The 13,254-nt window shown below is 68.9% G+C and carries 10 protein-coding genes and 2 pseudogenes; 7 read left to right on the top strand and 5 right to left on the bottom strand.

The annotated features are described in order from the left end of the window. From ITJ43_RS04020 to ITJ43_RS04005, 4 genes are all read left to right on the top strand, one after another. Nucleotides 1-660 (top strand): hypothetical protein, encoded by a 660-nt coding sequence (locus tag ITJ43_RS04020; protein ID WP_194582513.1) that lies wholly within the window; start codon nucleotides 1-3, stop codon nucleotides 658-660. An 83-nt stretch (nucleotides 661-743) separates the two neighbouring features. After that, the gene (locus ITJ43_RS04015) at nucleotides 744-1,322 is read left to right on the top strand and encodes a copper resistance CopC family protein (RefSeq protein WP_228495470.1); all 579 of its coding nucleotides are present in this window, start codon (nucleotides 744-746) and stop codon (nucleotides 1,320-1,322) included. Beyond that, on the top strand, nucleotides 1,319-1,891 hold the full coding sequence (locus tag ITJ43_RS04010; protein WP_323741117.1) for a copper chaperone PCu(A)C: 573 nt from the start codon (nucleotides 1,319-1,321) through the stop codon (nucleotides 1,889-1,891). The genes ITJ43_RS04015 and ITJ43_RS04010 overlap by 4 nt, the downstream gene beginning before the upstream one ends. After that, nucleotides 1,891-3,120 (top strand): Dyp-type peroxidase, encoded by a 1,230-nt coding sequence (locus tag ITJ43_RS04005; RefSeq protein WP_194582511.1) that lies wholly within the window; start codon nucleotides 1,891-1,893, stop codon nucleotides 3,118-3,120. Before ITJ43_RS04010 ends, ITJ43_RS04005 begins: the two co-directional genes overlap by 1 nt. A 44-nt stretch (nucleotides 3,121-3,164) precedes the next feature. Here ITJ43_RS04005 and ITJ43_RS04000 read toward each other — a convergent pair whose 3' ends face one another. The 3 genes and pseudogenes from ITJ43_RS04000 to ITJ43_RS03990 all read right to left on the bottom strand — a co-directional run. Next, the gene (locus tag ITJ43_RS04000) at nucleotides 3,165-4,196 is read right to left on the bottom strand and encodes an agmatine deiminase family protein (RefSeq protein ID WP_228495468.1); all 1,032 of its coding nucleotides are present in this window, start codon (nucleotides 4,194-4,196) and stop codon (nucleotides 3,165-3,167) included. Nucleotides 4,197-4,229: 33 nt separating this feature from the next. Next, nucleotides 4,230-7,118, bottom strand: a complete 2,889-nt coding sequence (locus ITJ43_RS03995; protein ID WP_194582507.1) for an aminotransferase — start codon at nucleotides 7,116-7,118, stop codon at nucleotides 4,230-4,232. A 417-nt stretch (nucleotides 7,119-7,535) separates the two neighbouring features. Then, nucleotides 7,536-9,218: pseudogene (locus ITJ43_RS03990) on the bottom strand (amidase); the annotation flags it as partial. Nucleotides 9,219-9,376: 158 nt separating this feature from the next. Here ITJ43_RS03990 and ITJ43_RS03985 point away from each other — a divergent pair. After that, nucleotides 9,377-10,012, top strand: a complete 636-nt coding sequence (locus ITJ43_RS03985) for a TetR/AcrR family transcriptional regulator (protein ID WP_323741153.1) — start codon at nucleotides 9,377-9,379, stop codon at nucleotides 10,010-10,012. 97 nt (nucleotides 10,013-10,109) lie between these two features. On the opposite strand, the gene ITJ43_RS03980 is transcribed toward ITJ43_RS03985, so the two are convergent. Further along, the gene (locus ITJ43_RS03980; protein WP_194582501.1) at nucleotides 10,110-10,649 is read right to left on the bottom strand and encodes an MOSC domain-containing protein; all 540 of its coding nucleotides are present in this window, start codon (nucleotides 10,647-10,649) and stop codon (nucleotides 10,110-10,112) included. Nucleotides 10,650-10,771: 122 nt separating this feature from the next. On the opposite strand from ITJ43_RS03980, the gene ITJ43_RS03975 reads away from it, so the two are divergent. Beyond that, nucleotides 10,772-11,659 (top strand): EamA family transporter, encoded by an 888-nt coding sequence (locus ITJ43_RS03975; protein WP_194582500.1) that lies wholly within the window; start codon nucleotides 10,772-10,774, stop codon nucleotides 11,657-11,659. Nucleotides 11,660-12,393: 734 nt separating this feature from the next. On the opposite strand, the gene ITJ43_RS03970 is transcribed toward ITJ43_RS03975, so the two are convergent. After that, entirely contained in the window at nucleotides 12,394-12,915 is a 522-nt protein-coding gene (locus tag ITJ43_RS03970) for a hypothetical protein (protein WP_194582499.1), read from the bottom strand. Nucleotides 12,916-13,025: 110 nt separating this feature from the next. Between ITJ43_RS03970 and ITJ43_RS15020 the strand changes: the two are divergent. Then, nucleotides 13,026-13,254: pseudogene (locus ITJ43_RS15020) on the top strand (IS3 family transposase); the annotation flags it as partial.

The following is a 13,254-nucleotide window of genomic DNA, read 5'->3' as shown; positions in this document are numbered from 1 at the left end:
ATGCGTCACTCCCGGACTCCGCGCGTCGCGCGGGGTGCGGTCGTCGCCTCCGTCGCGACGTTCACGGCGTTGATGTCGCACATCGCCGCCGGCGGCACTGTCCCCGGTGTTCTGGGCATCGCCGCACCGTGGCTGCTGGCGCTCATGGTGTCGACGCTGCTCGCCGGGCGCTCCCTGTCGCTGACCCGCCTCGGCGTGAGCGTCGCCGCGAGCCAGCTGCTCTTCCACACGCTGTTCGTGGTGGGTTCGCCGAACCTCGGCGGCGCCGCCGCGATGAGTCATCATGACCACGGCGCGATGGCCGCCCACATGGATGCCGGGGCGACGGGCACCGCCGGCGCGGCGGGTACCGGCGCATCCGGTGTCGCTGCGCTGCTGACGGCTCTGTGCGCCGACCCGCTGATGTGGGGCGTGCATGCCGCGGCGGCCGTCGTCACGGTCGCGCTGCTGTACCGCGGCGAGCACAGCGTGCGCGCTCTGCTCGCCCTCGCCCGCGATGTCCGCGACTGGGCACGCCGTGTCGTCACCCGAGCCGTGCCCCTGGCCCCGCTCCCGGTGTCCGCCGAGGCATCGGCGACGGCGTTCGGGTGGATCGTCCGACCCGCCGCCCACATCGACGACCGCCGTCGCCGCGGCCCCCCGACACCGATCACGCTCTGATCCCTGTCCCTCCCGAGACGCACTGTCCGGGCGGGGTTGCTCGTGCGCGCCCGTCTGGGCTCGCGATCGATCGGTGGTTTGTGTTGTCCCGTTTTCCTCTTCGTTCTCTCCTTGTCGCCGTTCCCCTCGCCATCGCGGTCGTCCTCCTCGGCACCGCGCCGGCGTCGGCCCACGACGAACTGCTCGAGAGCTCACCGGCATCCGGTGCCGCTCTCACGAGTGCGCCGGCGGAGGTGTCGCTCACCTTCTCGGCCGACGTGCTGACCATCGGCGCAGCCGTGATCGTGGCGGATGCCTCGGGGCATGACTGGGCCGCTTCCGCACCCTCCGTCGACAACGGCGTAGTGACGGTGGCGCTCGACCCGCAGATTCCCGTCGGCGGCTACGAGATCCGTTGGCGTGTCGTCTCGCAGGACGGCCACCCGATCAGCGGGCTCATCCCCTTCACGGTCGGCGACGCCGCACCGCTGACGCGGACGCCCGCCGCGAGCGAACCGTCGGCGCCTGCGGCCACCGCCGGCGCCGACGCTCCGGCTCAGAGCACCCACGAAGACCAGAGCATCCTCCGGGTCCTGCTGGTCGGCGCGGCCGGGGCGATCATCGCCGCCGCCGCCTATACCGTTTTCCATTTCCTCCGCCGCAAGAAAGGCACCTCACTGTGAGCACTCACACCTCTTCCCCGTACCGCCGCCTGCTGTCCACCGCACGCATCGGCGCGCTCATCGCCGCCGGCCTCCTGGCTCTGTCGGGCTGTGCGAGCACCGCGGCCCCCGCCGCCAGCACCACGTCCGCTGCCGCCGGCGCGTCGGTCACGATCTCGGATGCCTGGGTGAAAGCGGCCGATTCCGGCATGTCCGCCGCCTTCGGCACCCTGCACAACTCCTCGAGCGCCGACGTCACGCTGACGGCGGCGACCTCGCCGGCATCGTCGATGCTGCAGCTGCACGAGACCGTCGCCGACGCCTCCGGCGCCATGGTCATGAAGGAGAAGGCCGGCGGGTTCGTCATCCCCGCCGGTGGCGACCTCGTGCTGCAGCCCGGCGGCAACCACATCATGCTGATGGATCTGACCGCGCCGCTGAAAGCCGGCGCCGAGACGACCTTCACGCTGACGTTCTCCGACGGTTCCGCGACGCAGTTCACAGCCCCGGTCAAGGACTACTCCGGAGCCAACGAGAACTACCAGGGCGGCGGCATGCAGATGAGCCCGTCTCCGGCGCCGAGCCACTGATGGCAGCGCCCGAATCGGGCGCTGGTCGATCGGCAGCGACCCGGCGGCAGTTCCTCCTCGGAGGAGCCGTCGCCGGCGTCGGTGCCGCCGCCGCGATCGGCATCGACCTCGCCCTCACACCCGCCGCAGACTCCGGGGCCGTGCCCTCGGCATCCGCTCCGCTGAACGGCGACGAGATCGTTCCGTTCCACGGAGCGCACCAGGCCGGTATCGACACCGACGCGCAAGCCCACGGCACGTTCGTCGCGCTCGATCTGCATTCCGGCGTCGACCGCGATGCGCTCCGGCGGCTCCTGCGGGTGCTCACCGACGACGCCGAGCGCTTGACGCAGGGCCGGCCGGCACTCGCCGACTCCGAGCCCGAGCTTGCGGTCGCTCCCGCGCGGCTGACGGTCACGTTCGCCTTCGGTCCCGGCCTCGTCGCGCGCGCGGCCGGCTCGGCACCGACCTGGCTGCGACCGTTGCCCCCGTTCGGCATCGACCGCCTCCGCGACGAGTTCAGTCACGGCGATCTGCTGCTTCAGGTTGCCGGCGACGATCCGTTGTCGGTCGCGCATGCCACCCGGATGCTGCTGAAAGACGCCCGCAGCTTCGCAGACGTGCGCTGGACCCAGCAGGGGTTCCGCCGGGCGTACGGCACGGTCGCGCCCGGAACGACCATGCGCAATCTCTTCGGCCAGGTCGACGGCACCGCCAACCCGCAACCCGGGACGACGCACTTCGACCAGGTCGTCTGGTCGGATGCCGGGTGGCTGGCCGGCGGCACCGGCATGGTGGTGCGTCGGGTGCACATGGACCTCGACAAGTGGGACAGGCTCGACCGTCCGGGCCGAGAGCAGTCCGTCGGGCGGACGCTCGCCAACGGCGCCCCGCTGACCGGCTCGGCCGAGCATGACGAGCCCGACTTCTCCGCGAAGACGGCGATCGGCTTCCCGGTGATCGCCGAGTTCTCCCACCTTCGTCGGGCGCGGCCCGACGATACGACGCAGCGCATCTTCCGGCGCGGATACAACTACGACGAGCGCCCGGCGGGCGATGCGGTCTCGGAATCGGGTCTCATCTTCGTGTCGTTCCAGGCCGACGTCGATGCGCAGTTCGTGCCGATCCAGCGCCGGCTCGACCAACTCGATCTGCTCAACGAGTGGACGACGCCGATCGGCTCGGCGGTGTTCGCCGCTCCTCCGGGATGCGCCGCCGGCGGCTACATCGGCGAGACCCTGCTCGCCTGAGGCACGCGAGATTCCCGACGGGAGCCGGTCATCGATGCGACTGATCATTCCGATCGCGTGACCGGCTCCTGCTGGGTGATGCAGTGGATGCCGCCGCCGCGGGAGAACAGGGGGCGGGCATCGACGGTGACCACAGGTCGGCCGTACGCCTCGCTGAGGATCGCGCGAGCGCGTGCATCCGCCTTCTCCTCGCCGAACCCGCAGGCGACCACTCCCCCGTTGACGACGAGGTGGTTGACATAGCTCCAGTCGACGAAGCCGACGTCGTCGGTGAGGGTGGCCGGCGCCGGCAGCGCCGTGATCTCGAGTGCTCGACCGTCAGCACGGTAAGCCTCTTCGAGCTCGCGTTCGATCAGCGCGCTGACGGCGGCATCCGGATGCGCGCTGTCCTGCTGCTCGTGCAGCAGGATGTGGCCGGGGGCGGCGAACGTGGCGACGATATCGACGTGCCCCGCCGTTCCGAGCTCGTCGTAGTCACGGGTGAGCCCGCGCGAGAGCCAGACGGCCCGGTTCGCGCCGAGAGTACGCGCCATCTCGTCCTCCACGCGGGCGCGGTCGGCGAGCGGGTTTCGCTTCGGGTCGAGCTGCACCGTGTCGGTGAGCAGCACCGTGCCAGCACCATCGACATGCAGGCCGCCGCCCTCTGCGACCAGCAACGAACTGATCACCTCAGCACCGATCGCCTCGCCGACGATCCGCGCCACCTGGGCCGACTTCTGCCACTCGGCCCACTCCGGCGCGCCCCAGCCGTTGAAGATCCAGTCGACGGCGCCGAGCACTCCAGGACGCTCATCGTCCACGACGAACGTGGGTCCCACGTCGCGCATCCAGAACTCGTCGACGGGAGCTTCGAGCAGCTCGATCGACGAATCGAGCATGCGGCGAGCGCGCACCATCTCGGTGGGATCGACGACCATCGTGACCGGCTCGAACTCGAGGATCGCGTGGGCGACCGCGGTCCAGGCGGCGTACCCCTCCTCACGAAGCGCGCTCGTGTCGCCGAGCGTGAACCCCTCGCGGGGAAAGGCCATCCAGGTACGGGTATGGGGCGCGGTTTCGGCGGGCATGTGCCACATGGCGTCTCCTTGTCGATCAGGTGGGAATGAGATTCACCAGCCGGTGCGCAGGACGCGCCCCAGGGCATCGGCGAAGTAGTCGGCCGACTCGGTGGACACGCACAACGGCGGCTTGATCTTCAGCACGTTCTGGTGGTCGCCCGTCGGCTGCATGATGACGCCGAGTTCGCGCAAGCGCGCACAGATCGCCGCGGTTTCGACCGTCGCAGGCTCGAGCGTGTCCGGGTCGCGCACGAACTCGACGCCCAGGTACAAACCCGCGCCGTGAACCTGGCCGATGAGGGGAAACTCTTCGGCCAGCTCGTTCAACCGTGCGACGAGGTGGGCACCCACGACGCGCGCGTTCTCCTGCAGGCCCTCGTTCTGGATGACGTCGAGCACGGCCATGCCGATGGCCGACGACACGGGCGATCCGCCGGTAGAGGAGAAGAAGTACCCCTGGGTGCGATAGCGGTCAGCGATCTCACGGCGCGTGATCACCGCGCCGATCGGGTGGCCGGCGCCGATGGATTTCGCCACGGCGACGATGTCGGGAACGACGCCCTGCTGCTGGAACCCCCAGAACCATTCGCCCAGGCGTCCATAGCCGACCTGTACCTCGTCGGCGATGGCAAGGCCACCGTGTGCGCGGACCGCCGCGTAGACCGCCTCCAGGTATCCCTCGGGCAGGGCGACACCACCGGCGTTGCCGAAGAAAGGCTCGCAGATGAATCCCGCGGCGGGTCGTCCGGCATCGGCCAGAGCGTCGATGACGGCAACCGCTTCGGGGGCGTACCGCGCGGCATCCGCGCCCCTATGCTCGCCGCGGTAGGAGTTGGCGGCCGCGACGGTGTGCACCCACGCCGGGCGGGTGGCCAGAGCGTTCGGATTGTCGGCGATCGACGTCGACACCGCATCGCTGGCGAAGGTCCAGCCGTGGTACGCCTCGCGCATCGCGACGATGTCGGTGCGGCCGGTCGCGGCCATCGCCAGCCGGATGGCGAGGTCGGTGGCCTCCGAGCCGGAGTTGACGAAGAAGACGGTGTCGAGCTCGGGCGGCAGGGTCGCGGTGAGGCGTTCGGCGTAGTCGGCGATCGCCCGGTAGTGGAACCGCGAGTTCGTGTTGAGCAGCCGCATCTGACGCGTCGCGGCGGCGACCACTCCCGGATGGGCGTGCCCGACCGAGGTGACGTTGTTGACCATGTCGAGGTACACGCGGCCGTCGACGTCGATCAGGTACTCGCGCCACCCGCGCTCGATCTGGGGTGGGCGCACGTAGTAGTGCTCCTGCACGTCCGCGAGCACGCGTTCACGACGCGCGAGCACGTCGTCGTCGGCCGGCGAAGGCTGCGGAAGGCCGAGCGCCGCGCGCGCGTCGCCCACGACATCGCGCCAGCCGGCGGCGAGATCGGTGCTCACCAGGTCGGGCACGCCCTCGACGGCCGTGGAGGCGAGTCTCACCGTGATCCGGGTGCGCGCGGGCAGCTCGAACGCAGCGTCCGCATCACCGTCGCTGCCGAGCGCCGCGCTCGTGAACACCACCGCAGCGAGATCGGACCCGACGGTCAGGATGCCGGGAGCCGCCGAGCGTACGCGCGCGCGCAGCGGAGTCGAGCAGCGTGCCAGCCAGATCGTCGCCGCCGTCGGTATCGTTGCCGGGGCGGACGGCGTACGGAGCGGCGCGCCGGTGAGGATGGGTCGCCACGCGGGCAAGAACACGAGATCGGCGCCCGCATCGAGGGCGGCGTGCGCAGCCCGCTCGATCGCCTCCCCGTCCATCCAACCGCCCTCGTCGTTCAGCGCAGAGGTGGTCGCGGCATCCAGTTCGACCGTCACGAGCCCCGGCGCGAGCACGGGCTCGCCGACCCATTCCGGCTCAGGCCGAGGGGCGAGGGCCAGGTCGCGCCGGATGGTCGCGGCCATCACCTCGGGCGGAACGGCTGCAGCGACAGCGAGAATGCGGAACTCCCGGTCGAGAGCGACGTCGGCGTACGTGTTCTGCTCGTCGAGACGCACCTGATGCCGACCGCTGAGCACGAGAACGCAGCCGCGCAGCGTGACGAGTGCCCACAGCGCATCGATCTCCGCGTCCGACAGCGGCCGTAGCGCGTGGAAGGCACGGATCGCGGGCAGGGCGCTGGTCGGGGTCGCACCGTCATGGTGAAGAACCGACGAGACCGTGACGGCGATCTCAGCGACCGCCCACGACGCCGTCACGTCGCCGAAGTCGATGACCGCGTCGGGCAGGGAGGAGTCGCACTGCCGGAGGATGTTGTCGTCAGTCACATCGAAGTGGCCGGCCTGGATCGGCAGCTGCGCGGCGAGCGGGTCGAGCACACGGCGGGCATCACTCGTCGCGCGGGCGACGAGCGCACGGACGTCGGCGTCGGGCTCGAGCGGCAGCAGCAGGTCGATGACACGCACGGCGTAGCGAAGGTCCCACTGCAGGATGCGGCCGGTGGCGCCGTGGGTGAAGTCGGCGAGAGACGTGCTGACGCGCCCGGCGAGCTCGCCCATCCGCGCCACGACGGCGGGGGCCAGGTAGTTCGAGCCCATGAGCGTCTGCCCCGACATGTTCTCGATGACGCGAGCGTGGATTCGCCCCTGCGACGACGACCACCAGGCTGACATGGGGCCGTTCGCACCGACGACCACGCGCGGAATGCGCAACGACGGCTGCCGGTCGGCGACCGTCTGCGCCGCAGCATCCTGCATGTCTATCTCCGCCTCGCTGAAGACGGGGTTGCTGAGCTTCAGCACACCGAGCGGATCGGGCGAGCCCTGCGCGAAGACGCGGAAGTTCTGGTCCTGCTGACTTCCCAACGACACGGCGTCGACCGCCACGCCGAAGTGGGAGAGGAAAAGGCTCTGCACCTCGGCCACCGACAGCGTGGGGGTGGGCAGCTCCACCTGGGCGAAGTAGTCGAAGGTCTGGTCCGTCACGGCTTGTTCCTCGGGTTCATTCGGCGGTCTTGCGGTGTGCGCGACACGCGGGCAGTCGGTCGATCAGAGCGGGCGTGCCGAGGTCGTCCCGAACGCGCCGGCGACACTTCCGTCGGCCGCCCGGGCGACGACGACCACAAGAGGACCATACGGTTCGCGCCACTCGCTGTGGGGTCGGGTGTACGACTCGGCATCGACCGTGCGCCGCGCCGTGAGCCGACCCCCCGCCGACGAGGCGTCGACGCGCACACCGTCGATGTATGCCGCGAACTCGAGCTCGTCCGCGCCCGTCGCCGCCGCCGTGACGGTCACCAGGAGCCCGCCATCCGACGACGCGGAGACGCTCACGTCGTCGATCCGCACCGCGATCGTCGTCGTACCGACCGGCATCGCGGTCGCGAACGGGGCTTCGTCGGCCAGCGCGGGCGTGCGCGGGGGCGGCACGCGTCGCCGCGCGAGCCGCTCGATCGCGGCGGCCAGGCGGACGAGGTCGACGTCGGTGTAGGCGGCACCCGCGATGGTGAGTCCGACAGGCATGCCGATGTCGTCCAGCAGCCCCATCGGCACGGTGACGGTGGGAAGGCCCAGGTGGCGCGGCACGAGGTTGCCGTTGGAGACCCACACGCCGTTGCGCCAGGCCGCCTCCGCGGCATCCGGGTCGACGTCGGCGGTCGCAGGGCCGACATCGGCTGCCGCGGGGAAGATGACCGCGTCGATGGCTTCATCGGCCAGCCATTGTTCGAGATCCTCGCGGCGCGCGCGCTCGAGGCCGCGCAGCCCGGCTTCGATCGTCGCACTGTCGCGCCAGTCGGGGATGCCTTCGGCGGCGCGGGCCACGTAGTCGGCCAGGTCGTAGGCGATGTCGAAGGGCAGCACACCGTAGCGATCGGGAAGTGCTCCGACGGGATGCGGGAAGATCTTCGCGGCATCGACATCCGCGAGCCGGTGCAGCGTCGGGTCGGCGTTTGCCCGCAAGAAGTCGTCGAACGCCCAGGCCGACAGATCGCCGACCTCCGTGGCGAGGTAGTCGCGGGGGACGAATCCACGGTCGACGAGGTCGCGGGAGTCCGCGTGGAGCTTCTCGTAGTTCTCGACGACGGGAAACGCCGTCTCGACGACCTCGGCGCCGGCCGCTTCGAGCTCCGATCGCAGCTGGCGCCACAGCCGCATGACGCTCTCGCGTGTGCGGATGGGGTAGGCGCTGTCGGGGTCGGCGTTGATATACAGACGCGGAACGGCGAGGCGCAGTCCCGCCAGCGGCCGGTCGTCGAGCGCGAGAAAGGACACCGGGCGGATCTCGGACGGGCGGGGGAGCTCGATCCAGGGCTGGGTGCGCCAGAAGTCACCGTCGGTGCGGTCGTCGTCCACGACCACGGCGTCGAGCACGTGCGCCAGGTCGGCGACGGAACGCGTGTGAGGCACCACGACGTCCATCGTGGGCACGAGCGGCCAGTTACCGCGCACCGAGATCACCCCGCGCGACGGCGTGTAGGCGACGAGAGCGTTGTTGGATGCCGGGGCGCGCCCCGACGACCACGTCTCCTCGCCGAGCCCGAACGCCGCGAAGCTCGCCGCGGTTGCCGTTCCCGAGCCGTTGGATGAGCCCGACCCGAAGGCGGCGGTGAGGTAGTCGGCGTTGTAGGGCGATTCGGCGCGGCCGTACACGCCGCGCTGCATGCCGCCGGCAGCCATCGGCGGCATGTTGGTCAGCCCGAGGAAGACCGCGCCCGCTGCCCGCAGTCGTTCGACGGCGAAGGCGTCGTCTCCGGCGATGAGGTCGGCGAAGGCGGGGGAGCCGGCCGCCACGGTGAGTCCGCGCACACGGTAGCTGTCCTTGGCCGTGAACGGGATGCCGTCGAGCGCTCCCCGGGACTGCCCGCGTGCGCGACGTTCGTCTGAGGCGCGGGCCTCGGCGAAGGCGAGCGGGTTGAGCACGGGCACGGCGTTCAGGGCGATGGTGGCGCGGTCGTAGTACGCGATGCGGTTGAGGTAGCGGGCGACCAGCTCGACGCTGGTCACCGTGCCGTCGTCCAGTGCGGCGCTCAGCGCGTCGATGTCGGCGTCGACGACGGTGAAGCGGGGCGCGTCCATGGGGCTCATTCTCCTGGTCGACGGGCTATCGGCGGGAGCGCCGGGCTCGGGCGCCCGCGCACGAGATGAAACATACACCGTTTGTTTTACGGGTGGAAGAGTAGTGCGGCGGCAAGACGTGCCGCGCCTCGGGTGCGTACGCTGGGCCCAGACAGAGGAGGCACGCCATCGCCCGACCGCCGCAACCCCTGCTCAGCCGAGCACTCATCGCCCGCACGGCGCTCGCGCTCGTCGACCGGCAGGGGGCAGACGGCGCCAGCATCCGCCGGGTGGCGGCGCGGATCGGCGTGAATCCCGCATCCCTCTACAACCACGTGCCCAATCGCGCCGCGATGATCGAAGACGTACGCGCCCTCGTATCGGCGAACATCGACGCACGGCCCCTCCGCGAACTCGAATGGGAGGACGGCCTGCGCGCGTGGGCACGGTCGTATCGTCGGGCGTTCGCGCGTCATGCGCGGGCCATCCCGCTGCTGATGACCCACCGCGTCTCGGCTCCGGTGCTGCTCGCGAGCTACGAGGACTTCACCGTCGCCGCCGAGAAAGCGGGCTGGGAGAGCCGCGATGTGCTGCCCCTGCTGACCGCGTTCGAGTCGTTCATCCTCGGCAGCGTGCTCGACATGTCCGGCCCCACAGTCGTCTTCGATCCGACCGGTCAGGAGGCGGATGTCCCGCGCTTCGCCGCCGCGTTCGCGACCCTCGCCGACGAAGATCCGGCCGACCCGGTCGCGTCGCGGGCGTTCGAGCTGGGACTCGACATGCTCATCGCTTCCGCGCGACCGCGCGGGGCAACACGAGACTGATCGCGCGCGGGGTCAGCCGGGTCCGTCGCTGATCGGGGTGGGGATGCCGGGCGTACGGCCGAGACGGCGAAACAGCGCATGAGATCCGGCGGCGCGCTCACACGCGGGTCAGGGGGAAGTGGGGCAGCGGCGGAAGGTCGACGGAGATTGCGTCGCCCGCCACCACCTCACCGCCGCGCGAGGCGATGCCCATCACGCCCGCGAGGCGGATGACGTGTCCGTCATCGTCGGTGGTCACGACCTCCTTGAGAAGCCCGGGCTGGAAGTCGTTGATCTGCTGGCAGGGGTTGCGAAGGCCGGTGATGGTCACGACCGCATCTCCCACGGTCAAGCGGGCGCCGACCGGCAACGACAACAGGTCCACGTCGCGTGTGGTGATGTTCTCGCCGAGGTCTCCGGGGGCGACGGGGTGTCCTGCGTCGCGGAGCGCATCGAACAACTCGCCGTGAATCAGGTGCACTTGCCGCACGTTCGGCTGCGACGGGTCGGCCGCGACCCGCGAGCGGTGCTGCACCGTCGGACCGCAGTGCGCGTCACCGTCGACGCCGAGGCCCTCGAGGAGAGTGATCGACTCACGGGAGCTCTTGCTGAAGCTGTGCGTGGCGCTGGAATGAACGGCGACGACACGAGGGCGCATGGGCTTCATTGTGCCAAGAAAACGCGGTCGCTCGACGTGACGAGCGAAGATCCCTCACACTTGTCAGCAACAAATTCGGCTTCTATGACCGGTGGCGGCGCGCCGCCAGCGAGGAGATCCCCATGACCGTGATCCTCGGCTTGACGGGCGCGCTCGCCTACGGATTCGCCGACTTCCTCGGCGGCCTGGCATCTCGAAGAGTCCCGCCCATCATCGTCACCGTCTGGGTGGCCGTAGTCGGTCTCGTACCGCTCGTCATCGGCCTTGCTCTTCTCGGCGGCACGTTCAGCGCAAGCGCACTGCTCTGGGGGAGCGTTGCGGGCATTTCAGGATCGGTTGGCGTGCTCATGCTCTACACCGCCCTCTCTGTCGGCCCGATGAGCGTGCTTTCCCCCTTCACCTCGGTGATCTCCGTGGTTCTGCCGGTCGCCACCGGCGTGCTGTTTCTGGGTTCGCGACTGAGCGGGCTCGGCGTCGGAGCGATCATCACCGCGATCGTCGCAGTGGTGCTCGTCGGCATCGTGAGAGATCCATCCGGTGCGCGCCTCACAGGCCGCGGTCTTGTCACCGCCACAATCGCCGGCTGCGGGTTCGGAGGTCTCGTCCTCGCCTACTCGGCGACCTCCCCCGCAGACGGGCTCGCGCCGCTCGTCGTCGCACGCATCGTACAAATCGCAGTGATGTGGGCTGGCGTCGGCGTCCACTCACTGCATGCGAGGTGGGGCACAACACGAGAGACATTCCGCGGGGTCCGCGGCAGAACCCGCGGCATATGGCCCCTCGTCGCCGTCTGCGGCGTCCTCGACGCCTTAGCCAACATCTTGATCCAAGCCGCACTACACTCCGGAGACTCTGCGACCGCCCTGCCGGTTGTCAGCGTTCTCAACGCTCTCTACCCGATCGGCACGATCATCCTCGCGGCCATCGTCCTGCGAGAAAGGCTCTCACTCTTGCAGACAGCAGGCCTCGCCCTCGCACTCGCCGCGAGCGCAGTACTCGCTTCGTTGTAGAGAAAGCGATGACCACGAGTGAAGAAACCCCCGCGATCCCAGTGTTTCTCAGGGATCTGCGGGGGTTCTACGTGGCGGTGACGGTGGGATTTGAACCCGTGTCCTCCCGCCCCTGAAATACGCGGCTAAACAGCCCACGAACGCCCCATCTGAGCTGTATTAACACCCGTATTTTTCCATCCTTACGTGAAGAACGGAACGAAAGTCAGGCCGATTCATTTACCCACTACGCGCCGAATACCTCATGGCTGAGAACAAAGTACGCGCCAATCGACAGAGCTAGAAGAGACGATGGCAGCATCCATGTTAGCCACCGCTGGCCAGAAGCTGCGCCGATCAATGACACCGGCGTCATAAAACTGGCACAGGTGAGCACCAGCGCGAAGGCCACAGCGCTCAGTCGAACACCGGTACCAATAATCCCCAGCCACAACACGAACGCAAACCATAGAGCCATGGCTATGGCGAAGAGCGGGGCCCACCGACCCGCGGCCGCCCTCGACAGAAGGACATATTTTCTCTGCCCTCGAGGGCAAGACACTAGGTACACCGTGAGCGGACCGATGAAGGCAACAAGCCACACGGCGGTGATCCGCATCGTCCTAATGGCAAATGATGGCGCAGCAGTGTCGGCAACTAGCGCCCACCACGAGGTTGGCGTCATCGCGACTGAGAAAACCGCTAAAAAACTAAGTACCAAGAATGGCGAGAATTGCCTACCGTGCGGCGTGACTTCAGACACGCGCGTACAATGCGTCAGCGAACCCATCCGCCACCCCTTGCAGGTCGGAGCCCGCCGGAAGTGGGAGACCAGACTTCAGAATGACGGGTATCGAGGTAACCAGGTTGGATGTACTGAAGAGACTCTTGACTGAACTGATCACGTTGGCCCGACTCCCGAATCTTTCATTAACAAAGCTCTCGAACCTGAGAACAACACCACACTCTATCTCGCGCACGATATCCGACACGGGGCGATACTCGTGTCCGATGACGCGGTTCGCGCAAAGGTACGCGTCGACGTCGGCCAACAAGTCCTGATTCCCGAAGGAGCCAATGTTCGCGCTGCCCACCCAACTTGCGAAGAGGCTCTGTACAGCTCCTGTATAGCCCGGCCGAACGACGTCGCGGAAGTACTCCCAAAGGGCGGCGAGATCCAGGCCCCGCGCGCCCAGGTCCCCAAACTGTGCATCACCGGACGCCTGAGGTGCACCATACGCCGGGTATCCCCTCGTCGACGCGGCCCAGTGACTCATACGCGAGAGGGTAGACGTCGGAGCGGACGAGGACGTCGACTCGTGCTGCCCGCGCCCGAGAGACCACCCTTGAGTAACAGGCTGCGAGACCCCGGGCATGTACTCCCCGAGTGGAGTGGAAGCGTTTCGACGCGCATCGCGACGATCCGGAGTTCGGTTACCGGTTCCTCCTCGACGAGGCCTGCAACGCGGGTGAAACGATGGCGGAGCGGACGGCGTGGCGGATCTGCCGTGACAACGGATGGTGGTCTGCGTTCGGCAGACGCCGCCGCGGGAAGGGTCGACGCCCTGGCCCGCCGGTCCACGACGATCTCGTGCGCCGGGAGTTCACCGCCGATG

Source organism: Microbacterium sp. VKM Ac-2870 (genome assembly GCF_015350795.1).
Classification (GTDB): Bacteria; Actinomycetota; Actinomycetes; order Actinomycetales; family Microbacteriaceae; genus Microbacterium.
This window is presented reverse-complemented; position numbering and strand designations above follow the sequence as displayed.

Bases quoted from the DNA above. Each gene is read 5' to 3' on its own strand.
- ITJ43_RS04020 (WP_194582513.1), top strand. From the start codon at position 1: ATGCGTCACTCCCGGACTCCGCGCGTCGCGCGGGGTGCGGTCGTCGCC.
- ITJ43_RS04005 (WP_194582511.1), top strand. From the start codon at position 1,891: ATGGCAGCGCCCGAATCGGGCGCTGGTCGATCGGCAGCGACCCGGCGG.
- ITJ43_RS04000 (WP_228495468.1), bottom strand. From the start codon at position 4,196: ATGTGGCACATGCCCGCCGAAACCGCGCCCCATACCCGTACCTGGATG.
- ITJ43_RS03980 (WP_194582501.1), bottom strand. From the start codon at position 10,649: ATGCGCCCTCGTGTCGTCGCCGTTCATTCCAGCGCCACGCACAGCTTC.
- ITJ43_RS03975 (WP_194582500.1), top strand. From the start codon at position 10,772: ATGACCGTGATCCTCGGCTTGACGGGCGCGCTCGCCTACGGATTCGCC.
- ITJ43_RS03970 (WP_194582499.1), bottom strand. From the start codon at position 12,915: ATGAGTCACTGGGCCGCGTCGACGAGGGGATACCCGGCGTATGGTGCA.